Source organism: Pseudomonas sp. 10S4, from assembly GCF_034344865.1.
In the GTDB taxonomy this organism is placed as follows: Bacteria; Pseudomonadota; Gammaproteobacteria; order Pseudomonadales; family Pseudomonadaceae; genus Aquipseudomonas.
Genome location: NZ_CP133774.1, coordinates 6,783,810 through 6,810,608 on the forward strand (window position 1 = coordinate 6,783,810; position 26,799 = coordinate 6,810,608).

10 protein-coding genes and 6 pseudogenes are annotated in these 26,799 nt (G+C 60.2%); 9 read left to right on the top strand and 7 right to left on the bottom strand.

Features of this window, described 5'->3' with window-relative positions; translation table 11 throughout:
* The first annotated feature begins 199 nt into the window (after positions 1 to 199).
* From RHM58_RS31805 to RHM58_RS31820, 4 genes and pseudogenes are all read left to right on the top strand, one after another.
* Positions 200 to 1,138 (top strand): choline ABC transporter substrate-binding protein, encoded by a 939-nt coding sequence (locus RHM58_RS31805; RefSeq protein ID WP_322269161.1) that lies wholly within the window; start codon positions 200 to 202, stop codon positions 1,136 to 1,138.
* Between the two features lie 389 nt (positions 1,139 to 1,527).
* Positions 1,528 to 4,712: pseudogene (locus RHM58_RS31810) on the top strand (efflux RND transporter permease subunit).
* Positions 4,713 to 4,773: 61 nt separating this feature from the next.
* The gene (locus tag RHM58_RS31815; RefSeq protein WP_322270933.1) at positions 4,774 to 5,895 is read left to right on the top strand and encodes an efflux RND transporter periplasmic adaptor subunit; all 1,122 of its coding nucleotides are present in this window, start codon (positions 4,774 to 4,776) and stop codon (positions 5,893 to 5,895) included.
* Positions 5,888 to 7,325: pseudogene (locus RHM58_RS31820) on the top strand (efflux transporter outer membrane subunit). Before RHM58_RS31815 ends, RHM58_RS31820 begins: the two are co-directional and overlap by 8 nt.
* 133 nt (positions 7,326 to 7,458) lie before the next feature.
* Here the strand turns inward: RHM58_RS31820 and RHM58_RS31825 are convergent.
* Complete coding sequence (locus tag RHM58_RS31825; protein ID WP_322269162.1) at positions 7,459 to 11,970, bottom strand: hemagglutinin repeat-containing protein; 4,512 nt, start codon at positions 11,968 to 11,970, stop codon at positions 7,459 to 7,461.
* Positions 11,971 to 12,062: 92 nt separating this feature from the next.
* A pseudogene (locus RHM58_RS31830) lies at positions 12,063 to 13,791 on the bottom strand (ShlB/FhaC/HecB family hemolysin secretion/activation protein).
* 239 nt (positions 13,792 to 14,030) lie between these two features.
* Here RHM58_RS31830 and RHM58_RS31835 point away from each other — a divergent pair.
* Positions 14,031 to 15,152: an HlyD family secretion protein gene (locus RHM58_RS31835; RefSeq protein ID WP_322269163.1), complete on the top strand. Its 1,122-nt coding sequence runs from the start codon at positions 14,031 to 14,033 to the stop codon at positions 15,150 to 15,152.
* Positions 15,149 to 16,741 (top strand): DHA2 family efflux MFS transporter permease subunit, encoded by a 1,593-nt coding sequence (locus tag RHM58_RS31840; protein WP_201256802.1) that lies wholly within the window; start codon positions 15,149 to 15,151, stop codon positions 16,739 to 16,741. Before RHM58_RS31835 ends, RHM58_RS31840 begins: the two co-directional genes overlap by 4 nt.
* Here the strand turns inward: RHM58_RS31840 and RHM58_RS31845 are convergent, their stop codons facing one another.
* Positions 16,742 to 17,182: a carboxymuconolactone decarboxylase family protein gene (locus tag RHM58_RS31845; protein ID WP_201204864.1), complete on the bottom strand. Its 441-nt coding sequence runs from the start codon at positions 17,180 to 17,182 to the stop codon at positions 16,742 to 16,744.
* A gap of 348 nt (positions 17,183 to 17,530) precedes the next feature.
* On the opposite strand from RHM58_RS31845, the gene RHM58_RS31850 reads away from it, so the two are divergent.
* On the top strand, positions 17,531 to 18,526 hold the full coding sequence (locus RHM58_RS31850) for an L-tyrosine/L-tryptophan isonitrile synthase family protein (RefSeq protein ID WP_201256801.1): 996 nt from the start codon (positions 17,531 to 17,533) through the stop codon (positions 18,524 to 18,526).
* Between the two features lie 20 nt (positions 18,527 to 18,546).
* Here RHM58_RS31850 and RHM58_RS31855 read toward each other — a convergent pair.
* Together RHM58_RS31855 and RHM58_RS31860 are read right to left on the bottom strand one after the other, a co-directional pair.
* Positions 18,547 to 19,987 (bottom strand): annotated as a pseudogene (locus RHM58_RS31855) (mechanosensitive ion channel domain-containing protein).
* 264 nt (positions 19,988 to 20,251) lie between these two features.
* A complete protein-coding gene (locus tag RHM58_RS31860; protein WP_322269164.1) occupies positions 20,252 to 21,118 on the bottom strand; it encodes a pirin family protein in 867 nt (288 codons plus the stop codon).
* 206 nt (positions 21,119 to 21,324) lie between these two features.
* On the opposite strand from RHM58_RS31860, the pseudogene RHM58_RS31865 reads away from it, so the two are divergent.
* A pseudogene (locus RHM58_RS31865) lies at positions 21,325 to 21,863 on the top strand (PaaI family thioesterase).
* Between the two features lie 199 nt (positions 21,864 to 22,062).
* Positions 22,063 to 22,866, top strand: a complete 804-nt coding sequence (dkgB, locus tag RHM58_RS31870) for a 2,5-didehydrogluconate reductase DkgB (protein WP_322269165.1) — start codon at positions 22,063 to 22,065, stop codon at positions 22,864 to 22,866.
* A gap of 9 nt (positions 22,867 to 22,875) precedes the next feature.
* On the opposite strand, the pseudogene RHM58_RS31875 reads toward dkgB, so the two are convergent.
* Positions 22,876 to 26,087 (bottom strand): annotated as a pseudogene (locus RHM58_RS31875) (transporter substrate-binding domain-containing protein).
* A 12-nt stretch (positions 26,088 to 26,099) separates the two neighbouring features.
* Positions 26,100 to 26,726, bottom strand: a complete 627-nt coding sequence (locus tag RHM58_RS31880; protein WP_201256797.1) for a response regulator transcription factor — start codon at positions 26,724 to 26,726, stop codon at positions 26,100 to 26,102.
* Positions 26,727 to 26,799: the final 73 nt, after the last annotated feature.

The following is a 26,799-nucleotide window of genomic DNA, read 5'->3' on the forward strand; positions in this document are numbered from 1 at the left end:
TTGCTCCCGTTCGGCTGCGAAGCAGTCGTAGATTCAAACAACTCGGTCTGTCTGAAAGGACGCAGAGGGGCCGCTTCGCAGCCCAGCGCGAGCAAGCCACAGAAAGCCCACTCGCCACAGCTTTTTTTGCACCCACCATAAAAACAACACCACCACACCCCAAACCGCTGCCGACGTTTACCTTCGAGGAGTTGACCCCATGAAAGCCTTGCTCTTGCTTGCAACCCTTACCCTGCCGTTGATGGTGCACGCAGCGGAACCTGAATCCTGCGCCACGGTACGGTTTTCCGACGTCGGCTGGACCGATATCACCGTCACCACCGCCATCACCAGCGAAGTACTGGAGTCCCTCGGCTACACCACCAAAACCACCCTGCTGTCGATCCCGGTCACCTACCGCGCCCTGGCCGCGGGCAAGGACCTGGACGTGTTCCTCGGCAACTGGATGCCCACTACCGAAAACGACATCAAACCCTTCCGTGACGCCGGCACCGTAGAAACCGTACGCGCCAACCTGCACGGCGCCAAATACACCCTGGCCGTGCCGGATTACGTGTACGACGCCGGGCTGCATGATTTTGCCGACATCGCCAAATTCAAGGACAAACTCAACGGCCAGATCTATGGCATCGAACCGGGCAACGACGGCAATCGCCTGATCCAGAGCATGATCGACAAGGACGCCTTCGGCCTCAAGGACTTCAAAGTCGTGGAGTCCAGCGAAGCGGCCATGCTCTCGCAACTCAAGCGCGCTACCCGCAAAAACGAATGGATGGTGTTCCTCGGCTGGGAACCGCACCCGATGAACACCCGCAACAAGATGAAGTACCTCAGCGGTGGCGATGAGGTACTTCGAGGGCCGAATTTTGGTCAGGCAACGGTCTACACCAACGTGCGCAAGGACTACCTCACGCAATGCAGCAATGTCGGCAAGTTGCTGCAGAACATGGAGTTCAGTCTGGCCATGGAGAACCAGTTGATGGACGCGGTGTTGAATCAGAACCAGAAGCCGCGGGAGGCGGCGAAGGCGTGGTTGAAGGCCAATCCGCAAGTGCTGGAAGCGTGGTTGGTGGGGGTGAGTAGTCGGGATGGGCGCGATGGGGTGAAAGTGGCGAGTGACCGGTTGGCCGCTCAATAACGCGGAACGGGAACCCCTTCAGGAGCACGGTTTACTGGCGATGGCGTCCTTGAAAAAGCCATTGCCAGCCAGCGCCTGCAGAGACCGTCACCCGTTGACGGCCGCTTCATTCCCGAGCATTTACAAAGCTAACTAAATATTCATCTGGAAATCGCCTGCTTTTGGTCGCTTTGCGCGTTGTGCCAGCCACGGAGGTCTATTCTGCTTTGAGCAGAGCCGGGGCACTGAAGTCATGACGCGCCCTAACGCACGCACCAGTGCGGCCATCGTGTTTCGTATCCAGTCGCCGACCGGGCTCACTCAAGTCTCCATGGACAGGCAGTCGATCCAGCGGTCGCGTCCAGGCCTGCGTCGGGTTTGCTGCCGGGTCCACAGCCCGGATAACTGCAATGCATGCACTTGTACGTATCGCGCTGGGAAGGCCCTATACCTTTATCGTGCTGGCAATCCTGATCCTGATCGCCGGTCCGTTGGCGGCATTGCGCACACCCACGGACATCTTTCCCGAGATCCGCATCCCGGTCATTGCCGTCATCTGGCAGTTCACCGGTTTGTCACCGGACCAGATGGCCGGGCGGATCACCTCGCCGTTCCAGCGGGTACTGACCACCACGGTCAACGACATACGGCACATCGAGGCACAGTCGTTGAATGGCTACGGGATCGTGAAGATTTTCTTTCAGCCCAACGTCAATATCACCAACGCCAACGCGCAAGTGACCTCGGTGTCGCAAGCGATTTTGCGTCAATTGCCACCGGCCACGACGCCGCCACTGATCCTCAACTACAGCGCCTCGACGGTGCCGATCATTCAACTGGCCTTGTCCGGCAAAGGCTTGAGCGAGCAAAAACTCGGAGACATCGGACTCAACACCGTGCGCCTGATGCTGACGACCGTCGCCGGGGCGGCCATCCCCTACCCGTTCGGCGGTAAATCCCGGCAGATTCAGATCGATCTCGACTCGGCGGCGTTGCAGGCCCGTGGGCTCTCGGGTCAGGACGTGGCGAATGCGCTGGCCACACAGAATCTGATCACCCCGATCGGCACCGAAAAAATCGGCGACTACGAATACCCGCTACTGCTGAACAACGCGCCGACGGACTTCAAGGACCTCGAAGACCTGCCGATCAAGACCGCCAATGGCACCACGGTGCTGATGCGCGATGTGGCGACAGTGCGCGATGGCAACCCGCCACAAACCAACATCGTGCACGTCAATGGCAGCCGTTCACTGTTGCTGACCATCCTGAAGACCGGCTCGGCCTCGACCCTGGGCGTGATCACCGGGATCCGCGACAAACTCGCCGACTCCAAGGCTGCCCTGCCCGACAACCTGCAAATCGAGTTTATTGAAGACCAATCGGTGTTTGTCCGGGCCGCGATCAGCAGCGTGGCCAAGGAAGGGATCATCGCTGCCGCGCTGACCAGCCTGATGATTCTGCTGTTTCTTGGCAGCTGGCGCTCGACGGTGATCATTGCCGTGTCCATTCCGCTGTCGATCCTGGCCTCCATAGCCACCCTCGCCGCCCTCGGCGAAACCCTAAACATCATGACGCTTGGCGGCCTGGCGCTGGCGGTGGGGATTCTGGTGGACGAGGCGACCGTCACCATCGAGAACATCAACTGGCACCTGGAACAAGGCAAAGAGGTAAAAACCGCGATCCTCGACGGTGCCGCGCAGATCGTCACCCCGGCGTTTGTCTCTCTGCTGTGTATTTGCATCGTGTTCGTGCCAATGTTTTTCCTCGAAGGCATCGCCCGGTTTTTGTTCGTGCCGATGGCCGAGGCCGTGGTGTTCGCCATGATCGCCTCGTTCCTGCTGTCGCGGACGCTGGTGCCGACCATGGCCAATTACCTGCTCAAACCCCACACCAAGGACGAAGAAACCGAGCACAACAAACGCTCGGGCAATCCGCTGGTGCGTTTTCAACGGGGCTTCGAAAAGCGTTTCGAAGCCGCCCGCGACCGTTATCACGCGCTGCTCGAAACCACCCTGCATCACCGGGGGATTTTCGTGGTGTGCTTTTTCGGCTTTGTCCTGCTGTCGTTCACCCTCGTGCCATTTCTGGGACGCAACTTTTTCCGGCCGTCGATGCCGGGCAGATCCTATTGCACGTGCGCGCACCGGTCGGCACGCGGGTAGAGAAGACCGCCGAATTCATTTTCAACGTCGAAGACTCGATCCGCCGCATCATCCCGCCGGCGGACCTCGGCTCAGTGGTCGATAACATCGGCCTGTCGATCAGCGGCATCAATATCACCTACAACAACACCGGGACCGTGGGCTCCCAGGACAGTGACATCCATATCAAGCTCAACGACGGCCATCGCCCCAGCGCCGAATACATGCGGCAAATGCGCGAACAACTGCCGCGACAATTTCCCAGCCTGGTGTTTTCATTTCCACCGGCGGACATCGTCGGGCAGATTCTGAATTTCGGCGCTTCAGCACCGATTGACCTGCAAATCCAGGGGAGCAACCAGACCGCCAATTTCACCTATGCCAACACCTTGCTGCGCGAAATCCGTCGCGTGCCGGGGGTCGCCGATGCGCGGATCCAGCAGTCCCAACAACTGCCGACCTTCAAGGTCAACGTCGACCGCACCCGTGCGCAACTGGTCGGTATAACCGAACGCGATGTCACCAATAGTCTGGTGGTCAACCTCGCGGGGTCCAGTCAGGTGGCGCCGACTTACTGGCTGAACAATACCAATGGCATCTCCTACCCGATCGTGATGCAGACGCCGCAGTACAACCTCGACTCCCTGTCCGCCTTAAACAACTTGCCGCTCAGCCCGACCGGCGCGGGCAACGACGAACAGATTCTCGGCGGCCTGGCGACCCTTGAACGGACCAACAGCCACTCGGTGTTCAGCCAGTCTGAGCTGCAGCCGGTGGTGGAGATTTACGCTTCTACCCAGGACCGCGACCTCGGCGCCGTGGCTGCGGACATTCAGGACATCATCAACGCCCACGCCAAGGACGTGCCCAAGGGCTCGAAAGTGGCGTTGCTCGGTCAGGTGCAAACCATGAACAGTGCGTTCAACGGCATGCTGTTCGGCTTGCTCGGGGCTGTGGTGCTGATCTATCTGGTGATCGTGGTCAACTTCCAGTCGTGGCTGGACCCGTTTGTCATTCTTATGGCCCTGCCCGCGGCGTTGGCGGGTATCGTCTGGATGTTGTTCCTCACTCACACGCCGTTGTCGGTGCCGGCGCTGACCGGCGCGATCATGTGTATCGGCGTGGCGACGGCCAACGCGATTCTGGTGGTCAGTTTCTGCCGTGAACGCCTGGACGCCCACGGCGACTCCATTGCCTCGGCGCTGGAGGCCGGTTTTACCCGGTTCCGCCCAGTGCTGATGACCGCACTGGCAATGATCATCGGCATGACGCCCATGGCCCTGAGCCTGGGTGAAGGCGCCGAGCAGAATGCCCCGCTGGGCCGAGCGGTGATCGGCGGGTTGGCCTTTGCCACAGTGGCGACGCTGTTTCTGGTGCCGGTGATTTTCAGCATCGTCCACGCCCGCGACGACAGCGAGTCTGTCCCGGCCACCGCGACTCAAGAGGCCTGACATGTCCGACGACAAGACCCAAGCCAGCACGGCACACCACAGGACCAGCCATTGGCGAATCATGCTGGCCGTGTTGATGTTGGTGCTGATCGTGATCGCGTGCGTCATCTGGCGCGTGAGTGAGTCACGCACCCTCAAGGACTGGACCGACAAACAGGCGCTGCCCAACGTGGTGCTGATTTCCCCGAGCGTGGCCCCGCAAGGTCCGGTGCTTAATTTGCCGGGGCGGTTGGAGGCCTATTCCAGAGCCTCGATCTTCGCCCGCGTCAGCGGCTATCTGAAGTCTTGGAAATTCGACATCGGCGCACCGGTCAAGGCCGGGCAGTTGCTCGCTGAAATCGACGCTCCCGAACTCGATCAGCAACTACTTCAGGCTCGCGCCGACCTGGCCAGCGCCCAGGCAAACGAGTCACTGGCGTCCACCACTGCGAAACGCTGGCAAGCGATGCTGGCTTCCGATTCCGTATCGCGCCAGGACGTCGACCAGCGCACCGGTGACCTGAGCGCCAAACAGGCGCAGGTGATGGCGGCCAAAGCCAATGTCGATCGGCTGGTGGCGACCAAGGGCTTCCAGCGCCTGGTCGCGCCGTTCGATGGCGTGGTGACGGCGCGCGAGACCGATGTCGGGGCATTGATCAATGCCGGCAGCGGCGCGAACGGGCCGGAGTTGTTCGTCGTGTCAGACGTTAGCCGCCTGCGGGTTTACGTGCAGGTGCCACAGACGTTTTCGCCGCTGGTGCGAGCCGGCACCAGCGCCAGCCTGACGGTGCCCGAGTATCAGAAGGAGCAGTTTGCCGCGCGGGTCATCGCCACCGCTGACTCGGTCAACGCCACGTCGGGCACCACACTGGTTCAACTGCTCGTCGATAACCCTGGCGGGCGCCTGATACCGGGCGGGTTCACCAATGTCGAGTTCAAGTTGCCGGTACAGGTCAACGCCTTGCGGTTACCGGCCAGCGCGTTGATCTTCGACGAACATGGCCTGCGGGTGGCGACCCTCGATGCGAACGATAAGGTGCGCTTCAAAACCATCACCATTGCCCGTGAGCTGGGTGATTCGGTGGAAGTCGGCTCGGGGTTGTCGGCCAGTGACCGGGTGATCGACACGCCACCTGACGGCCTCGCCGATGATGACAGCGTGCAAGTCGTGCAGCCCGACAAGGGAGCCAAAGGCAATGGCTGACCGGAAGACGTTTTGCGCATTGGGCGCGTTGTTGGGGCTCAGCGCCTGCTCGCTTGCCCCCGCTTATCATGTGCCGACAACCCCCGTGGCCGCGCAGTTTCGCAGCGTCGCACCCTGGACCACGGCGCAGCCGTCGGACCAGTTGAGTCGCGATGGCTGGTGGCAGATGTATAACGATCCGCAACTCGACGCGCTGCAACAGCAATTGCTGCACAACAACCCGGACCTGAGCGCCGCACTGGCGCACTACGCCCAGGCTCAGGCGTTCGTCAGGCAAGTGGAGTCGGGATTGTTCCCGACGATCACCGGCAACGCCAACCCGCAACGCATTCGTCAGTCGGACAATAAACCGCTGCGCTCCGGCGGGCCCGACGAGTACAACTCGGTCACCTTGGGCGCCGAGGTCGATTACGAAGTGGATTTGTGGGGCCGCGTGCGCGATACGGTCGCCGCGGGCAAGGACGAGTCCCAGGCGCAGAAAGCCGACCTGGCCTCGGCGCGCCTGAGCCTGCAAACGCAACTGGCCGACACCTACATTCGCCTGCGAGGCCTGGATCAGCAGACCCGGTTGCTGACGGCGACGGGGGCGAGCGTTCGAGAAAGCGTTGAACCTGACGCAGGGCCTGCATGACGGCGGCATTGTCTCGGGGCTGGACGTGGCGCGTGCTCGCACGCAGCTGTCTTCGACCAAGTCGCAGTTGACCCAGAACATCGCGCAACGTGCCCTGCTGGAACATGCCATTGCAGCGCTGGTGGGGGCGTCGGCCTCGGACTTTTCCATCGCTCAAAGCACCCGCGTCGTGACCCTGCCTGTGGTACCCGTCGGGTTGCCATCGACCCTGTTGCAGCGCCGCCCCGACATCGCCGCCGCCGAACGCCGGACCGCCGAAGCCAACGCAAAAATCGGCGTCGCCCGTGCGGCGTTTTACCCCAGCCTGACCCTGAGTGCCCAGGCCGGTTTTCAAAGCGCCGAGTACGCCAAATTGCTCTCGGCACCCAATCTGTTCTGGGTCATCGGACCGTCACTGCTGGGGACCATTTTTGACGGAGGCGCGCATCAAGCCGAACTGGACGCCGCCAGAGCCGCCACCGAAGAGGCCGGCGCGCACTATCGCAGCGTGGTGCTCGCGGCGTTTGCCCAGGTCGAAGACAACCTGTCGCTGGTGTCCGGATTGGGTTCCGCCCTCAAGGACCAGCGCGACGCAGCGGACGCCGCACAACAATCGGAGAACCTGGCCATGGACCAATACCGCCAGGGTGCGATCGGTTACCTGGATGTCGTGACTGCGCAGACCACGGCGTTACAGGCCCAAAGTAGCGTACTGGATTTACAGACCCGCCAGTTGAGCGCCAATGTGGGGTTGATCAAAGCGTTGGGTGGTGGGTGGTCGAGCGAGGAATTGGCGAGCATTTCGGCGCAGAAGAACTGAGCCAGACTCCCGGCTGATAGCGATTTAAATGTGGGAGCAGGCTTGCTCGCGATGGCGGTGTGTCAGGCAACTGTGTTGTCGACTGGACGACCGCTTTCGCGAGCAAGCCCGCTCCCACAGGGGAACGTGGTGCTTAGATGTTTTTCTCGTCAATCCCGGCCTGCAGCGACTGGCTGTCGTAATGACCGCCAATCGTCACGGGGCCGAGTTTGACGCTGTGTTCACCCGCAGCCGAAACCTCAGGTTTGCTGCCCTCGGCTTTCGGTTTCTCAGGCAGATCGAGACCTGCGTTGACGCCGTAGTCGCGGTTGCTCAGGTCCGTGGTGCTGACTTTCGAGCCGCCCAGATCCACCCGGGCTTCGGTCGAGGCAATCCGTGCGCCGGTCAGTTGCGTGGCGCCGCCAACCTTCAGATCCACACCTTGTGTGCCGCTGATACCCGAGGCCTGGCCGACGCTGTCCTTGTGCGCATAACCGCCGTCGGCTTTCAGGGTCGGTTTGTAGTCAGTGCCGCCGAGTTTGGCATTGTCGGCGACTTTATCCTTCTCGGCTGGTTTTGCTTTTGTCGCGGTCAGGCCCAAGTCAACGTCGACCTTGGCGCTGGTCTGGCTGTCCTGACGGCTTTCCACGGTCAGATCACCGCCCACCTTGCCGCTGACGGTCCCGGCATCGATCCGCGCACCGGCCAGATGCACATCCCCGGAAGAGTTGACGATGACGCCGTCAGCCTTGATCTGACTGTTCTGCTGCGTCGTGCCTTTCAGGTGATCAACCCCAACCTTGGCCCCGGCATTGAAGCCGTGGTCACTGCTGGCAACGTTCTTTTCATCCACAACAACCGGTGTGCTGTTGCTCAGGTTGCCGCCAGCATTCAGCGCGACATTCCAGTTAGTGCGGTTCTGCGTGGACTGGGCCGATTCCTGATTGATCCCGCCCTGCTGCGCATCAAGGCTGACGCTCGGGGCGCTGACCTGGGTGCCTTGCAGGTGGATAGCCTCACCGCTGAGAGCGATGTTGCCCTGACTGTTGAGCTGGCCACCGGTCAAGGTTTGGGTGTTTTCGTTGACCCGACCGATGTTGAAATTGCCGCTCAAATTGCCGCCCTGATCAGCGCTTTTCTCAGTACTGGTTTTACTACCACCCACCTTCAGACCACCGCCAAGGTTGCTGCCCGAGGCGCTGTGCGTGTCGGTCGCCGCTTGCAGATCGAGTTTGCCGTCAGCCTTCAAGTCGATGCCGCCTGCCGTATCAACCTTCGTCCCTTGGAGGATTTGATCGCCACCACTGCTCAACACCACTGGGCCTTTGCCCTGAATACTCGCGACCTGAGCCTGGCTGTCTTGCGTCTGTTTGCCGGTGTGATCGAGCTGGAAGCCGGCGCCCAGATCAACATTGGTGCCGTTAGTGCCTGGCGCCGTGCCGACGTTCAGCGAGCCATTGCCGCGCAGGCTAGACGTGTCACTGCTCTGACGGTCGTTGGCCTGATTCAGCGCCAGCTCACCGCCGGTCTTGATCGAAACCCCGCCCTGCCCGCCATCGAAATGGCTGCCTTCAAACTGACCCTTTTCGCGCAGGTTGATGTTCACCCCGTCGCTGCCGGCATAGTTGCCAGCCACCGCGGTGGAGCTGTCTTTGCGCGTCTGGCTGCTGCCGCCCGCACCGCTGCCGGCAACGTTCACGTCTTCACCGGTTTTGGTGTAGACCCGCACGTCAGCCTTGGCGTCCAGCGCCTGATCGGTGCGGCTGTGGGTGTTGCTCGCGGCGCTCGCCACCAACGCGTCGGCGCTGATGTTCACCTTGCCCGAACTCGCCTGGTATTGGGTACCCTGGTCCTGCAAGGTACCGGCGACCTTGACGTCCACGGTGCCGCCCTTGAACTGGCTGACCACGGCGTTGCCGGTTTGCTCGGTATGGCTGGCATCCTGGTGACCGATAGCCACGTCGATGCCGACATTCGGCTGACCGAGATTGGCCAACGCGTCCTTGTCCGGCACCTTGCCGTTCAACACGTCCTTGACTGCCCCGGCGATGGGTCGGGCGATGTCTTTGTATTCGACGTTGGCGCCAATATCCGCCGACCAGTTGCTCTCGTGATGAGTGCTGCTGTCGGTGTTGCTTGCAGCGCGATTGTCGACCTCGCCCGCCGCGACATCCAGACCTTTGCCGGCATCAAGATGCGCGCCTTCGGTGGTGAGCTTTCCGGTATTGATGTTCAGGTTGCCGCTGCTTTGGACGCTGGTGGTTTGCGCCGTGGTTTTGCTGGCGGTGTCTTGCGAGGTGTTGTGGGCGAAATCGACACCACTTCCGGCGCGGTCGAGGCCGCCGGTGTAGTAGAAACCGCCGCTGGTGCTGGTTTTATCGGTCGAAGTGCTGTGGCTGTCCTGCTCGGCCAGCAGCGAGACGTTTTTGCCGGTCAGGGTCGCGTCACCGTTGGTGGCTTTGACCTCGGCGCCCTTGAGCATCAGGTCGCCGCCCGCCGCCAGTTGCACGTTGCCGCCGCTGAGGCTGGAGCCCTGCTGCTTGACGTCGTTGCTGGTCACGGTTTGTTGCTTGTCTTCGTAATGCACACCGGCGCGGTACTGGCCGGCGTCCGGGGCGTTTTCCTTGGCGTAGGCGTCGAAGCCACGGGTCTCGGTGGTTTTGCTGCTGTCGCTGGTGTTTTGCGCAGAATGTACGTTCACATCCCCCGCCGCATCAACGCTCAGGGTGCCATCGGCCTTGACCGTCGCGCCGGCCACTTCAATGTCCTTGGCGCTCTTGAGCTTGAGGTTGCTGTCGGAGGTCAGCTCGCTGCGCACCGTGGTGCTGTCCTTGGCGTTCTGCCGGGTTTCGTCCTTGGTGATGCCGAAGAACTTGCTGTCCTTGTCGTGGCTGTTGGCGTGGGAGGTGTCCTGCACGCCATCGATGATCAGCGAACCCTTGTCGCTGACAACACTGGCCTCAGTGCCGCCGCGCACCTGGCTACCGCTGATGCGCACGTCGTCAGCCTTGACGATCAGTTTGCCGGTAGCGTTGACCTTGCTGCCCTGGTTTTGGGTTTTGCCTTGATCGGCGTCGCCGGTCTTGCCGAAGAAACCGCCACCGACCAAATCGCCCGAGTAGCTGTTGTCGCTCTTGCGCTGGGTGCGGCTGGCGCTGGTGATTTCGACCTGTTTGCCGGCGAGGTTGATGTCGCCCTTGCTAGACAATTGCGCACCTTCGGAACGCAGCAATGCCGCCGTGGCCAGGGCGATATTTCCGCCCTTCAACTGACTGGTGATGCTGCGTTGTTCTTCGCTGCTGGTGTCCCAGTTGGCTTTCCACAGGTGTTTGCGGTGGTTGCCCTGGTCGGTTTGGGTGTGGCTTTCGGTGGCGGCGGTCAGGCGCAGGTCGCCGCCGCTTTGGACGTTCAAATTGTTTGCCGCATCGACTTTGGCCGCCTTGAGTTCGGTGTCGCCACCGGAGGAAAGCTGCGCGTCACGGCTGGCAAGAATCTGGCTGCCGTGCTGGCGCGAGTCGCTGTCGGTCTGGGTCCGGTCGTAGGTTTCCCAGGTGATGCCGATGGTGCTGTTGTTCCAGTTTTCGCGAGTCTGCTGGAGCTTGCGGCTTTCGACGGTGGTCAGGGTCAGGTTGCGTTTGGCGTCGAGTTTGACGTCGCGGCCACTCACGTCGGCAGCGGCCAGGGTCAAGTCTTTGCCGCTGTGCAGGCCGACATTACCCTGGTTGCTGCGCACGCCGGCACGGGTGACGTCGAGGCTGTCGGCAACGGCTTGACCGCTGATGCTCAGGTCGCCAGCGGAACGAATCTGCACGCCATCGCGGCCCGCCACTTGCACCGGGCCAACCCGCACGCCCGCGCCTTCGGCAGTGCTGACGATGTTGATGCGCCCAGCCTGCATCGCGCCGAACAGGCTGGCATCGATGCGTTGGTCGGTGGTGTTCCCCGCCGGATCGACGGCTTTCACCTGGCCGCTGGCGTAGTCCACCTGATTGCGGCCGACCGTGAGGTTCAGTTGATCCCGCGCACTGAGGCTGCCCTGGCTATCGATACGCGGTGCGATCAGGTTGATCGAGCCTTCGCGGTTTTGCAGGCCCGCGCCTTGAATCTGCAAGCTGCCCTTGGCGTCACGGGTGCTCAGGGCTTGCAGCTTGCCGTCGTTCAATTCGGGGCGACCGACCACTAGGTTGGCGTTCGGCGTGTTGATGAAACTGCCGCCGTTCACCGAGATACCGTTGGGGTTGGCCAACACGTAATCGGCGGATTTGCCGAAGATTTCCTGGGCGCCGTTGAGGGTCGAGGCGTTGCGGCTGATCACTTCGTTGAGGATCACGCTCGCGGCGTGGCCCTGGAACTGCGGGTTGGCCGCCAGTTGCCCGGCGAGCTGGGATTGCCCGGCCTGCAAGGCGTTGTTCAGCACCAAGCCCTGGCGGTCGACGTTGTAGTCCAGAAACTGGTTATGCGACAGGCCGGAACCATTGGGCGCAACGATGTTGACGATGGGCACGCCGCCCTGGGTTTGCAGTTGCGCGGTGCCACCGGGGCCCGGCGCGACCACCACACCACCCGCGAAGGCGCTGGGAAAATGGGCAATCAGGAACAGGCTGGCAATCGCCCAGCGCAGTTTGCCCCGTGGGGAAAGATGGAACGCAAATGTCTGTGCAGGCATAAAAACCTCTCAATTAAAGTGCGGCATCACGTTGCGCGCCGAGTTGTTGGCCGTGGCTGTGGCGCTCAGGTCCGACGGCTGTTGTTGGGTGTTCATAGCGTTAGCCCCACGCGCATCAGCCAGGTTTCTGGCTCCTGATGAAAACCGCTGGGAGTGTCGAGGCTGCGTTGGTAATCGATGTCCACTTGCAGGTTTTTCCAGCTCAGGTTGACCCCGGCGCTGGCCCCGCTCAGACGCTGGCCCTGGGCGCCGTGGTCGGCCTTGATCCAGCCGTTGTCCAGACCCAGGCGCGGGGTGACTTGCATTGGCAAATTGCTTTTTAAAGGCAGGCGCAGGGTGTTGCGCCAGATCGCTCCGCTGGCGCCGGAGGCACTGTTGACCCGGTAACCGCGCACGGCGGAATCGTCGGTGCCCAGCAGCTGTTCGACGGCCGGCAGCGGATCGGGGCTGTATTGCACGTTGAACTGGCTCTGCCATTGCCAGGCCTGCTGGCCAAATTGACCGTTGCGCCACTGGCTGAGGCCGGCGCGGTATTTGCGGAACTGCGCTTTCGGCTGGTTGCTGACCTGGCGATTGGCATCGTCATCGGCGCCGAGCCAGCGCAGGCCCTGGGCATAATTGATGTCCAGGTTCCAGACCAGCGCTGTTGAGCCAGAACAGGTTCAGCCCGGCTTCGGCCACGGTCAGCGTCGGGCTCTGGATACCGAGGCGAACGTTCTCCAGGTAGCTGTCGACGTCCTTGTGCGCCAGTTGCAGATTGGCGCTGAGCTGATGACTTTGATCGCGCCACAGCACGCGGTCGGCACGCAAGCTGAGCTGGTCGGTGATACCGGTACTGTGAAACGTCACGCTGGGGAGTTTGAACGGCGCACGGTATTCGGCATGACTGGCGAAGACGCTGTAGGTCCAGTAGCCGTAAGGAATCGCGTAATAAAGGCTGGCGTTGCGGCTGTAGCGATCGCCGTGATTGAGGGTGTCGCTGGCGCTGAGATTGAGTGAGTCGTTGAGCTCCAGCGGGCTGTCGAGACTCAGGCTCAGGGTGTCGCGATCCCGTCCGGTGCTAGCGCTGCCGAGGTTGTCCGCGCCCAGGCCCAACGCCCAACGCGACTGACCGCTGGTGCGCGAACGCAGAATGATCCGCGAGGCGCCGGGCTCGGTGCCGGGGGAGATGTCAGCGGTCAAGTCCACCGAACGCAGACGGTTCAACTGGTCCAGGCCTTGTTCGAGATCGCGCAGGTTCAGCGGCTTGCCAAGCATCCCGGGAAACGCACCGCCGAGGGACACCGGCAGGCTCTGGTCGGCCAGTTCGATGGACTCGACATAACCTTCATCGACCACGATATCCAGCGACTGCCCCGCCGCTGGTGCGCTGCTGAGGTACGGCCGACTGGCGATGTAACCGGCGTCCACGTACAGCGCGGTGATGGTCGCCAGCAGATGGTTGATCTGGCCGACGCCCATGCACGCCGACAGCTGCGGCTTGATTCGCTCGTTGAGTTTTTGGCTGTTGATCAGAGTAACGCCGCCGATGCGCGTACCGCTCAGCGGCCAGCAGCGTTCATCCGGGGTGACTTGGGCGGGCAACGCGGGCGTGACCGGCGGCGCACCGAAACTGCCGCGTTCCAGTTGCCGACGACGTTCTTCCAGTTGCAGTTGTTGCAGGTCGCGCTGTTGCTGTTGCTGCTGGCGCAGTAGTTCCTGGCCTGGAGCGGAAGGGTCAGCGGCCTGAAGGGATGAAACACTCAGGCTCAACAACAAAACCAACAACAGCGTGCGAGGTGTGGGACTGCGACGAGGAACAGCGCGAAGCGAATACGGCACTCAACATCCTTGCGATCATCAAATGGCTCAATGCCATCCCATCAATTTTCGTGATAGTCAGATCGTTCCAACTCAAATGCAAGACGCGTCCTACAACGCTTACATTTCTTAAACAATTGGTCAGCTTTCATTTTCTCAATCACCCATCTGACGACCGGCAGTAAAAATCAATTGTCAGAATATATTACCTGCGTCATATTACATCCGTAATAAACAGCCGTTTCCCACAGGTATTTCCCATGACCAGCATGCCCAACGTTGAACCCGACCTGGCTGTCCCGGTAGCCGCCCGCAAGCCGCCCGTGCTCAAACGTCTGCTTCTGCTGGCTGTGGCCATCGCGGCGTTAGTGGGAATTGGTCTGTACGGCGCCCATTGGTGGACCGCCGGGCGTTTCCTCGAAGAAACCGACGATGCCTACATTGGCGGCGACGTCACGGTGATCGGGCCGAAAGTCGCGGGTTATATCGAAGAAGTGCTGGTGACCGACAACCAGAAGGTCAAGGCCGGCGATGTGCTGGTTCGGCTTGATTCGCGCGACTACCGCGCCAACCTGGCCAAGGCTGAAGGCGCGGTCGCCGCAGAAGAAGCCCTGCTCGCCAACCTCGCGGCCACCGAACAACTGCAACACGCGGTGATCGGCCAGGCCCGCGCCGGGATCGATGCCGCTGGTGCCGAAACCTCCCGCTCACGGGATGACGATGCGCGCTACAAAAAACTGGTCGGCAGCAACGCTGTCTCGGTGGAAAGCGCCCAACGCGCCAACGCCACCTTCAAGACTGCGCAGGCAATCAGTGCCCGGGCTCAGGCCGAACTGCTGGCCACCCAACGTCAACTCGATGTGATCGAAACCCAGAAACAACAAGCCCGCGCGGCGTTGATGCAAGCCAAAGCCGAGCGTGACCTGGCGCAATTGAACGTCGGCTACACCGAACTGAAAGCCCCGGTGGACGGTGTGGTCGGCAATCGTCGGGCGCGGGTTGGCGCTTATGCGCAGGCCGGTTCGCAACTGCTGTCGGTGGTGCCATCCAGCGGGTTGTGGGTCGATGCCAATTTCAAGGAAGACCAACTGGCGCGGATGACGTCGGGCCAGCGTGTCGTCATCCGCGCTGATGTGCTTTCGGGTCAGGTGTTCCATGGTCATCTGGACAGCCTTGCCCCGGCCAGCGGCGCTCAGTTCAGCGTGTTGCCGCCGGAGAACGCCACCGGCAACTTCACCAAAATCGTCCAGCGGGTGCCGGTACGGATCGTCCTCGACCCGGCCGACGGCGTGCTCGGTCATTTGCGCCCCGGCCTGTCGGTGACCGCTGAAGTCGACACCCGCGCCGAGGAGAAAACCCCAGCCGTGGCCAGCGCGCCATGAGCCGCGCCCTCGCCGCTCCGGCGCAACCATTCAATGCCGCGGACATGGCGACGGCGACCAAGGTCTTCGCCTTCGCCAGCATGTGCATCGGCATGTTCATTGCGCTGCTGGATATCCAGATCGTCTCCGCCTCCTTGCGCGACATCGGCGGCGGACTCTCGGCCGGCACCGACGAAACCGCGTGGGTGCAAACCAGTTACCTGATTGCTGAAATCATCGTGATCCCGTTGTCCGGCTGGTTGTCCCGGGTGTTCTCGACCCGTTGGTTGTTTTGCGCCTCGGCGGTTGGTTTCACCCTGGCCAGCCTGCTCTGCGGCGCGGCCTGGAATATCCAGAGCATGATCGCCTTTCGTGCCCTGCAAGGTTTTCTCGGCGGTTCGATGATTCCGCTGGTGTTCACCACGGCGTTCTTTTTCTTCACCGGCAAACAACGGGTGATCGCTGCCGCGACCATTGGCGCGGTAGCCTCGCTTGCACCGACGCTGGGCCCGGTTATCGGTGGCTGGATCACCGACATTTCATCCTGGCACTGGCTGTTCTACATCAACCTGGTGCCGGGGATTTTCGTCGCCGTGGCGGTGCCGATGCTGGTGAAGATCGATCAGCCAGAGTTATCGCTGCTCAAGGGTGCCGACTACCTCAGCATGGTGTTTATGGCGCTGTTTCTCGGCTGCCTGGAATACACCCTCGAAGAAGGCCCGCGCTGGAATTGGTTCAGCGACAGCACGATTCTGATCACTGCATGGATCAGCGGACTCGCCGGACTCGCATTCATCGGCCGCAGCCTGCACGTGGCCAATCCGATCGTTGATTTGCGCGCTTTGAAGGACCGCAACTTTGCCCTCGGCTGCTTCTTTTCCTTCGTCACTGGGATTGGCCTGTTCGCCACCATTTACCTGACGCCGCTGTTTCTCGGCCGGGTCCGTGGCTACAGCGCGCTGGACATTGGCCTGGCGATTTTTTCCACCGGGGTGTTCCAGATCATGGCGATTCCGCTGTACGCCTTTCTGGCCAACCGCGTCGACCTGCGCTGGATCATGATGACCGGCCTTGGGCTGTTCGCGTTGTCGATGTGGGATTTCAGCCCGATCACCCATGACTGGGGCGCGAGAGAATTGATGCTGCCGCAAGCCTTGCGCGGGATTGCCCAGCAACTGGCAGTGCCACCGGCAGTGACCCTGACCTTGGGTGGCCTGGCCCCGTCGCGACTCAAACATGCTTCCGGGTTGTTCAACCTGATGCGCAACCTGGGCGGCGCCATCGGTATCGCCGCTTGCGCGACCATCCTCAACGACCGTACCAACCTGCATTTCACACGTTTGGCTGAACACTTGAACAGCACCAACGAAGCACTCAACCAGTGGCTGTCCCAGGTAGGCAACAACTTCGCCGCCCTCGGCCAAAGCGGTGACGCGGGTGTCACCGCCAGCCTGCACCAACTGTGGCTGCTGACTTACCGCGAAGCGCAGACGCAAACCTATGGCGACGCGTTTTTGATGATCATGGTCTGCTTCATTATCGCCACGGCGATGGTGCCCTTGATGCGCAAGGTAAAACCACCGGCCGCGCCGTCAGCAGACGCTCATTGATCAGGCTTGAGGCATTTTGCGGAAACCAATCGCCAGGCGATTCCAGGCGTTAATGGTGGTGATCGCCACAGTCAGATCGACCATTTCCTTGGGGCTGAACTCGGAGACCGCCAGTTCATAGTCTTCGTCCGAGGCGTGGGTCTGGCTCACCAGGGTCAGGGACTCGGTCCAGGCCAGCGCCGCACGTTCACGCGGGGTGAAGAACGGCGTTTCGCGCCAGGCCGACAAAGTGTACAGACGACGCTCGTCTTCACCGCCCTTGCGGGCATCGGCGCTGTGCATATCGAGGCAGAAGGCGCAGCCGTTGATTTGCGAGGTTCGCAGCTTGACCAGTTCGATCAGGTTCTTTTCCAGCGGCAGTTTCGAGACGGCGGTTTCCAGGGCGATCATAGCCTTGAGGGCGTCTGGGGAAGCAGTGTAGAAATCGATGCGAGGTTTCATGGTAGGGCTCCGTCACAAGTGGGGGTGGAGCTAAGTTAATCCCGCCCGCGCCGGTGACAAATAGCCAATATTCGAGAAGACGAGGAGGCCATTGGCGGAACGGCCTGAAACGGCTGCCGTCAATCATCAGCGGCTGGGGCTAATACACGATTCAACCCTTCCATTGGAAGTCGAAACGGCCCATATAAATACGCACTCACAAAACAATCCAAATCGGATCCAAACTTTCATTCACTCACAAACCGGCCATTGCGTTAATACTCAATTACTTTTTAAATACCCTCCAACACCTGCATCAAAACAATGTATTCACTCACATCCAAATAATATTTATAAAGAGAATTAGTCATGGGCACACCTATAACCGGCCTCTTTAACCTTGCGCCAACTTCCGATGCCAAGTCTGTTGCCATACAACTGCTTGAAATCGTTTATCGACAACGTCGTCTGATACACGACAACGACAACTGCCTTCACTCGCCCTGCACACTTTGTCTGAAAATGCACTCCGATAAAATCGACACCATGGTCGCCCAGGGCGCCCCGATCACCTTTATCCTGCCAGCATTCCCCGCCAAGTCGCCGAACCTGTCGAAAGTCCTGGGGACTTGTCCCGACCTGGGCGAACAGCTCAGCCTGCGGCAACTCAACGACTTGTGCCTGAAAATAGGCGAGCTGCATGCGCCAGGCGCCCGAATCATTATCTGTTCCGACGGCCGTGCGTTTTCTGATTGTGTTGGCGTAACCGACGAAGAAGTTTCGAACTATGGGCAAGAAATAAAAAACCTTCTGGTCACGCTCGAACTCCAAAACATAGACATCTTCAACCTCGAAGACTATTTCAAAGAGGGCGATTTCGACAACATACGACAAAGACTTGTCAAACAATATGGCCGTAGCCTTGAAGAACTAAAATCGACAATAAAAACCGAAGAACAGACAATGAACATGTTTAACGGCATTCATCGCTTCATGTACACCGATCTGAAATTCCGCAAACCGGAGGCTTCAAGTAACCAATTAAAAGAAGAATCAAAGCACCTCGCCTACCAGGTCATCATTCGAAGTAACGCCTGGAGTGCATTGGTTCAGGAAGTGTTTCCCGAAGCCATCAGGCTGTCCATTCACCCGCAACATCCACACAGCGAAAAAATTGGTATCAAGCTGATGGACTGCGACAACATCTGGCGCACACCCTGGCACGGGGCGGTGCTGGATGATGGGCAAAACTATCGGCTGATGGCACGCAGCGACATTGAGAAAATGCCGGTCAACCTGGTCTACGAAAATGGTCGCCCGTCCTACTACGTGTTGCGCCGATACGATAGCCGCGAGGCCTCATAACCCCCAGGCCGGGTGATGCGTTATGTTCGACTGCGCAACCATTGCAGGAAGCCTTTTTCTCCACCACTGTCGGCACTTCCCGGGTCAGCGCCTGTGCGGTGTGCAGACGATAATCGAGCAGCGCCTTCATCGCTTCGCTGATGTCATGCCGAGCATCGAGGCACGGCTTGAGGTATTCCTTCTCGATGCGATACAACGCGCAAAAGGTCTTGGCCGAAAAGTCCGCCGGTACGGATTCGTCCGAAAGGATCCCGGCCTCGCCGATCACCTCCCCGGCCCCATGCGCCCGGCCTCGAACTTGACCCCGGCGCGGCTCAGGGCCACCGAGACCACGCCGGATTCGATGATGAACAGGTGATCGCTGACCTCGCCGCCCGCCAGGATCATTTCCCCGGCGCGGAAGGTTTGCAGTGTCATGTTCTGGCTGAAGGTTTCTTTCTCTTCCTGGCGCAGGGTGGAGAAAATGCTCGAGCTTTCCAGCAGTGCCCGTGGCCGCGACAGGCTGGCGGGCGCGTTGGGTTCGACGCTCGACAACAGGCTGACGCCCGAGGCCTGCAAGTGCCGGAACGCCAGGTCGAACAGTTGATTGCGGACCATGCGTTTCTGGTCCATGGACACCACAAAACCGCTGATTTCATACTCCACGCCGCTGCTGCTGGAGCTTTTCAACGCCACGCATGGCGCCGGCTTATTGAGCAGAAAGCGACAGCCCTGCATGGCTCGCTCCAGCGCTTCGATCACCGTGTGCGGCCGGGCGTGGGGGCTCAGTTGCAGGCTGATAGACACGCCAAAAATATCGCTCGGGCGGCTGAAGTTGATGATCTTGGCCTTGGCCGCCAGCGAGTTGGGAATCACCGCCATGCTGCCCTGGGAAGTTTGCATCCGCGTGGCGCGCCAGTCGATGTCGGTGACCTTGCCTTCGGTGCCGTCGATGGAAATCCAGTCATCGATTTGATAAGGCTTGGTGGTGTTCAGCACGATGCCGGAGAACACATCGCTGAGGGTGCTTTGCAGCGCCAGGCCGACGATGATCGCCACCGCGCCGGAGGTGGCCAGTACGCCTTTGACCGGCAGGTCGAGCACGTAGGCCATGGCCGCGATGATCGCGATCAGGAAAATCACCGCGCCGAGCAAATCCTGAAGCAAACGCCCGGTGTGCCCGACCCGTTGCATCATCACCGCACCGATCAGCACCGTCAGGGTTCGCGCACCGAACAGCCACCAGCCGATCTGCAAACCGGTGGCGGCCAGGTGCAGCGCTACGTTGTCGGCCCAGGGTGCCGGCTCCATCGGGTTCAGGCCTTCGTTGAACAACAAAACGCTGAACAACGAGAAAATCACCAGGCGCACGACCAGTTTCCAGTTGCTGCCGTTGGTGCTGATCAAACGCCATAGACCCAGATCAATCAGGATCAGGACCAATGCGATGAGCAACGGGTGATCGGTGAGCAGTGACAGCATCAAGCAACTCCAGCAAGGGCCAATGACGTGAAGATCGCACGGATTGGGCACAGTGTAGGAGCAATTGTTGCTGTGAGAACAACGCAAAAACCAATGTGGGAGCGGGACTGTGGCGAGGGGCTTGCCCCCGTTCGGCTGCGAAGCAGTCGTAAACCCATTGCATGCGGTTGAATTTAGAAGTGCCGGGGCCGCTTCGCGACCCAACGGGGGCAAGCCCCCTCGCCACAGTCCCGCTCCCACAGGGGTGTTGCGTTGTTGCCGAACTCAGCCGCTCATCCGCCCGAACCGGCCCGACTGGTAATCGGCAAAGGCCTGATGAATCTCCTGTTCGCTGTTCATCACAAACGGGCCATGGCCAACGATCGGCTCGTCGATGGGCTCGCCGCTGAGCAACAACACCACCGCGTCATTATTGGCTTCCAGGCTGAGCTGAGCACCGTCGCGTTCGAAGAGTGCCAATTGCCCTTCGCGCACCCATTCCAGGCCATTGACCTGCACCGTGCCGCGCAGCACCACCAGCGCGGTGTTGCGACCCTCATGCAAATCCAGGGTCAGCAACTTGCCGCCATTGAGGCGCAGGTCCCAGACATCGATTGGCGTAAAAGTGCGTGACGGGCCGGTGTGGCCGTCGAACTCACCGGCGATCAAGCGCAGGCTGCCGGCGTTGTCCTTGAGCGGGATGCTCGGGATGTCGCTATCGAGAATCGTCTGGTAACCGGCATCGGCCATTTTGTCCTTGGCCGGCAAGTTAACCCACAGCTGAACCATTTCCAGGGTGCCGCCGCTTTTGGCGAAACCTTCGGAATGGAACTCCTCATGGATAATCCCCGAAGCGGCGGTCATCCATTGCACGTCGCCAGCGCCGATTTTACCGCCGCCGCCGCTGGAGTCGCGGTGTTCCAGCTCGCCATTATAGACAATGGTCACGGTTTCAAAACCGCGGTGCGGGTGCTGGCCGACGCCACGACGCTCGGTAGTCGGGGTGAATTCAGCCGGACCTGCGTGATCAAGCAGCAGAAACGGGCTGATGTGCTTGCCCAGGGTGTCGTAGGAAAACAGCGTACGCACCGGAAAACCGTCGCCGACCCAATGCGCCCCCGGGCTGGTGTAGATACCGATGATGTTTTTCAAGGTGCCTCCGAAAAAGGGTGGGTGAAGCCATGCACCCAGCTTAAATCTGATACCAATCGCGCACTAGACGGCAAAAATCAGCTTTAGCGTTCTATCAGCAGGACGACAGTGAAATTGTCCTGACAGAACAGGGGGTAGCATGGTTTTTATTTCGGACATAATATCAAACAAAATTACAGCCATAATATCCGACCGAGGTATTCGTGATGCAAAGCCCAACCCGTGAAGCCACTCTCGCCCAATGGATCGCTCAGGAGCAAGCCATGCGCGATCGCCTCGCCGGCCCTGGCAGCCTGTCGATGGCCGAAGTCAGCGCGCTCTCCCCCGCCGAATTCTTTGAAGGCATCGGCAACGGTGAACTGCCCTCGCCGCCCATTGGCACGTTGATGGATTTCATTCCAATCGAATGGTCGGCCGGGCTGTTTGTCTTTCAGGGCACGCCGGATTCGCGTCATTACAACCCGCTGGGCAGCGTACATGGCGGCTATGCGGCGACCTTGCTGGATTCGTGCATGGGCTGCGCGATTCACACGCAATTGAAAAAGGCCAGGGCTACACGACGCTCGATTTGCGCATCAGTTATGTCCGGGCGTTGACCGGCGCCAGTGGACCGGTGCGAGCCGAAGGCAAGATTGTGCATCTGGGGCGTTCGACGGCGTTGGCCGAGGGGCGGATTTATGATGTGGACGGGCGGTTGTATGCGACGGGGTCGACGACTTGCATGATTCTTGAGGCGCGGAGGTAATAAAGCAAAGATCAAAAGATCGCAGCCTTCGGCAGCTCCTACATGGCATCGGTGTAGGAGCTGCCGAAGGCTGCGATCTTTGATTTTGATTCTCGATTCATGACTTGCGGTAAACATTGCTTTGCCTTATCAGCGGTTTTTCTCAAGGACATCGGCGCGGATACTCGTGCTCATTCCCACTGCAACCCTGGAGTCATCAATGTCTGTTCCCGCATTCGGTCTTGGTACCTTTCGCCTGCAAGGTCAGGTGGTCATCGATTCGGTGAGCACCGGTCTTGAACTGGGCTACCGGGTCGTCGATACCGCGCAGATCTACGAAAACGAAGCCGACGTCGGCCAAGCCATCGCCGACAGCGGCGTCCCGCGTCATGAGTTGTTCATCACCAGCAAGATCTGGGTCGCCAACTTCGCCAAGGATCGACTGATCGACAGCCTCAAACAAAGCCTGCGTAACTTGCAAACTGATTACCTGGACCTGACGCTGATTCACTGGCCATCGCCGGAAAACCAGGTGCCGGTGGCAGAATTCATGGGCGCACTGCTCGAAGCCAAGAAGCTGGGCCTGACCCGCCAGATCGGTGTGTCCAACTTCACTGTGGATCTGATGAAGCAGGCCATCGCGGCGGTCGGCGCTGAAAACATCGCCACCAACCAGATCGAGCTGCACCCGTACCTGCAAAACCGCAAGGTCGTCGAATTCGCCCAAAGCCAAGGCATCCAGATCACTTCCTACATGACCCTGGCCTACGGCGAAGTGCTCAAGGACCCGGTGATCCAGCAGATCGCCGAGCGCCTGCAAGCCACACCGGCACAGGTCACCCTGGCCTGGGCCATGCAATTGGGCTACGCGGTGATCCCGTCGTCGACCAAACGCGCCAACCTGGAAAGCAACCTGCAAGCCTGCGCACTGACCCTGAGTGAGGCCGACATGGCGCTGATCGCCGGCCTCGATCGCGGCCATCGATTGACCAGCCCCAAAGGCACTGCCCCGCACTGGGATTGATCTCCAGCGCTAACGAAAACTTTTGTCCAGGCGCGCCATCGTCTGCTGCAAGCGTTCGACGGCTTCGTCGATCATTGCCGCACGACCTTCGGCGCAAGCCTGTTCCAATTGCTCGCAACACTCGATCAGTTGCAACGCCCGGACCATGCGCGCACTGCCCTTGATGCGGTGTGCCAGATCTCGCAGTTCCTGGCGATTATCGGCTGCGTGGGCCTGAAGCAGGTGCTCGCGATCCTCGCGGTTGGTTTGCGCCAGATCGTGTACCAGGCGATTGATCAACGTGCGGTCACTGCCGACATATTGCTCAAGGCCACTCAAATCGATCTCTGAAACCGGTTGTTCTTCGACAGATATTTTTGATTCCCCCACAAACCTGGTCGCCAGCCATCCACTCAAATCGTCCAGACGGATCGGTTTGAACAGGCAATCATCCATGCCTGCTTCCAGGCAACGCAGTTTTTCCTCGGGCTGGGCGTTGGCGGTAAACCCCAGGATCAACGTCGCCGGCAAGCCTTGAGCCTGTTCTTCATCACGAATTGCCATTGTCAGTTCATAACCACTGAGCACCGGCATGTTGCAGTCAGTGATCAGTACGTCGGGCGCTTGCTTGCGCCATAGTTCCAGCCCTTGCCCACCATCCTCGGCCTCGAGCACCCGGTGGCCCAGGTAATTCAGTTGACGCGACAGCAACAGTCGATTGGCCGGGTAATCGTCGACCACCAGAATCGTCAATGAACGTGTCGGCAGTGGTACCGCGTTCTGTGACACCTCGCTGGATGGCAACGGTCGCAGGGCGGGTAAATCCAGAGTGACCTCAACCTGTGTGCCCCAACCTAAGTCGCTTTGAAGTCGCAACCGGCCGCCCATCATTTCGCACAACGAGCGGCTGATCACCAACCCCAGTCCCGAACCGCTGCGGCCGGATTGCGGGCTGTTGCTCGCCTGGATGAACGGACTGAACAGCCGCTGCTGATCGGCGGCGCTGATACCGATGCCGCTGTCTTCAATCGCCACGCTCACCGTCAGATAACCGGATCGCCCAGGCGTCACGCGCAGGGTCAGGCTCACCTCGCCCTCATCGGTGAACTTAATGGCGTTGCTCAACAGATTGGACAGCACTTGTTTGAAGCGCAGAGGGTCGATCAACACATCCTGGTCGCTGTGCTCATCCAGTTCGACCCGCCAATCCAGCGCTTTCTGCAACGCCAGGCCTTCAAAAACCCGGCACACCGATTCCGCCAGCCCACGTAAATTGGCCCGCTCCGGTGCCAGAGACAAATGCCCGGACTCGATGCGGGCGATGTCGAGGATATCGCCGATCAACACCAGTAATTGCTGCGCGGAACTGGACGCCACCTCAATGGCAAAACGGTCGGTGACGCCCTCTTCGGAGCGTTTGAGCGCGAGTTCGAGCATGCCGATCAGGGCGTTCATCGGCGTGCGGATTTCATGGCTCATGGTCGCCAGAAACGTGGTTTTTGCCCGATTGGCATCGTCGGCGGCGTCCTTGGCCTCCTGTAATTGCTGCAACCACAACTGGCGTTGGCGAATCTGCCAACGTTGCCAGCCGATCCAGGCCAGCGCCAGTAACAGCAAGGCACCGGCGGCGGCAAAGCCTTGAAGCAGGGCTTGGCGATGACGCAGCCAATAGCTGTCATCCACTACCTCGTTGTTGCTCCAGCGGGCGACTAATTCGTCCATCTCCTGGGGCGAGATGCTCAGCAGGGCCTTGTTCAGGATCGACTGCAATTCCAGCCCGCCGCGTTCGGTGGCCAGGGTGATCCGCGCCGGTTCACTGCCTACCGTACTGTTGATTCGCAGACGGTCGCGGTACTGCCGGGCAATCAGGTAACGGGTCAAGATCAAAGAGCTGAGTGCCGCATCGGCCTGCCCATTGATCACTGCCTCCAGGCCGTCGGCCGGGCTTTGTACGTCCACCAACCGAATGCCCGGCACTCGCGCTTCGATGAACCCGCGCAATGGATGACTGTGATAGATCGCCAAGCGTTTACCGGCCAGATCATCCAGGGTCTTCGGGCTGCCCGGGGTAGTGGCGCTGACCAACACAAACGGGGTGCTCAGATAAGCGCGGGTGAAGCGCAACTCGTCCTCCTGTTCGCGGCCGGGAATGATCGCCGGCACCAGGTCAATCTCACTCGTCTTGAGTTGCTGGATCTGCTGGTCCAGCGAACGGCTGCGTTGCACCTTGAAGGTCAAGCCGCTGCGCTGGCTGATCAAGGTCAGTAACTGCGCGGTCAACCCGCTGAAGCGGCCCTGAGCATCGAAAAAGTCAGTGGCGCAAAATCCTCGACAACGCCCACGGTCAACACCGGATGCTGAGCCAGCCAACGTTGTTCGCTGGGGCTCAACCGGACACTTTGCTGACCTGAAACATTGCCCTGGCCGGCACTCCAGCGCCGCTCGATCGCCTCGCGCTGATCCATGGGAATCGTCGCCAGTGCCTGATCGACAATGCCTGTAAGACGCGAATTGCTGCGCGCTAGCGCGAAGCCGAACGGATTGGCATCCAGAGTGGAAGGCCCGGCCAGGTGAACGTTGTTGAGGTAGTTGTTGTTGATCAGGTAATTGGCGCTGATGAAGTCGCCCAAGTACACGTCATCTTGACCGAACGCGACGGCCCCGATTGCCTCGAGCGTCGAGGCATACAGGTGCAGGCTCGCCTCGGGATACAACGCCTCGACACTCGAAGCCGGCAGATAATCATCGACCATGGCAATGCGCATGCCCGCCAGGTTGCCAGGCAATTGTTCGTCCTCGCGGGTGACCAGCATCGGCTGATCGTCAGCGTAGGCGCGGGACCTCGTCAGCTCGGGGTCGGCCGCCTCGAAGTTGTTCGACGTCCCGAGCAGGTCCAGCTCATCGCGTTTGAGCGCCTGCATGGCCGCCTCGCGGGTACCGTAGCGCAACACCTCGACCTTGACGTGCAGCAGTTGCGCCAGCAGATCGGCATAGTCGGCGGTAATGCCTTCCAGTTCATCGTGGTTACGCGTCACCTCGAACGGCGGGTAGTCCGGGCCCGTGACACCGAGGCGCAACACCCGCTTGCTGCGCAGCCATTGCCAGTCCTGGTCATCGAGGCGAACTTCGTAGCCCTCCACCGTCGAGCGTCCCAGCAGATGCAGGACCAAAGGCTCTTCAGCCTGCACCGCCCCGGCTTGCACAAGGGTGAACAGCAACAAGACGAACAGACAGGCACGCACGGTCTGGCTCGTTCAAATCAGATGATTGCGCTTGGCGAAATCCCGGCAGTGAACCGCCGAGGTCAACCCGAGCTTTTCGTTGCAGCGTGTCTTGTAAGTACTGACGGTCTTGTGACTCAAGTGCATGGCCTCGGCGATGGCCTTGTTGCTCAGTCCCCGTGCCAGATGCTGAAAAATCATCAGTTCACGATCAGAAAGCTTGTCGATCAGTTCCTTTTCGCTGCTTTGCAGGTTATTAAGCGCCACCGAGCCTGAAGCGAGCTGAATAAAATAAGTGTAACCGGCCATCAGGGCGTGCACCGCTTTGTGCAAATGGCTCAAATCATTGGTCTTGGCCACATACGCCATGGCGCCGGCCCGCATGCAGCGTTCTTGATAAAACTGCGGCTCCTGGGAGGTGAAGACCAGTACTCTGGAGGGCACGTTAGCAATCTTCAGCCGCCCCAGCACATCCAGCCCATCGAGTGAAGGCATCACCAAATCCAGCACCACCAAATCAGGTGAATGCTCACGGACCATTGCCATGACCTCACTCCCGATAGCCACCTCGTAAATCCGTTTGAACCCCTCTTGCTCAAGTACGATTTTGACTGCGGCGCGTACAACCGGATGATCGTCCACAATCAGCGCTGACTTCATAGCAACTCCCTATGCAAAAACATGACGATTGCGCCGCGAATACTCGCGGGCCTGACCCGGCGTAGACGCAACG

Excerpts from the sequence above, each read along its gene's own strand:
- RHM58_RS31805 (WP_322269161.1), top strand. The coding sequence starts at position 200 with ATGAAAGCCTTGCTCTTGCTTGCAACCCTTACCCTGCCGTTGATGGTG.
- RHM58_RS31815 (WP_322270933.1), top strand. The coding sequence starts at position 4,774 with ATGCTGGCCGTGTTGATGTTGGTGCTGATCGTGATCGCGTGCGTCATC.
- RHM58_RS31825 (WP_322269162.1), bottom strand. The coding sequence starts at position 11,970 with ATGCCTGCACAGACATTTGCGTTCCATCTTTCCCCACGGGGCAAACTG.
- RHM58_RS31835 (WP_322269163.1), top strand. The coding sequence starts at position 14,031 with ATGACCAGCATGCCCAACGTTGAACCCGACCTGGCTGTCCCGGTAGCC.
- RHM58_RS31840 (WP_201256802.1), top strand. The coding sequence starts at position 15,149 with ATGAGCCGCGCCCTCGCCGCTCCGGCGCAACCATTCAATGCCGCGGAC.
- RHM58_RS31845 (WP_201204864.1), bottom strand. The coding sequence starts at position 17,182 with ATGAAACCTCGCATCGATTTCTACACTGCTTCCCCAGACGCCCTCAAG.
- RHM58_RS31850 (WP_201256801.1), top strand. The coding sequence starts at position 17,531 with ATGGGCACACCTATAACCGGCCTCTTTAACCTTGCGCCAACTTCCGAT.
- dkgB (WP_322269165.1), top strand. The coding sequence starts at position 22,063 with ATGTCTGTTCCCGCATTCGGTCTTGGTACCTTTCGCCTGCAAGGTCAG.
- RHM58_RS31880 (WP_201256797.1), bottom strand. The coding sequence starts at position 26,726 with ATGAAGTCAGCGCTGATTGTGGACGATCATCCGGTTGTACGCGCCGCA.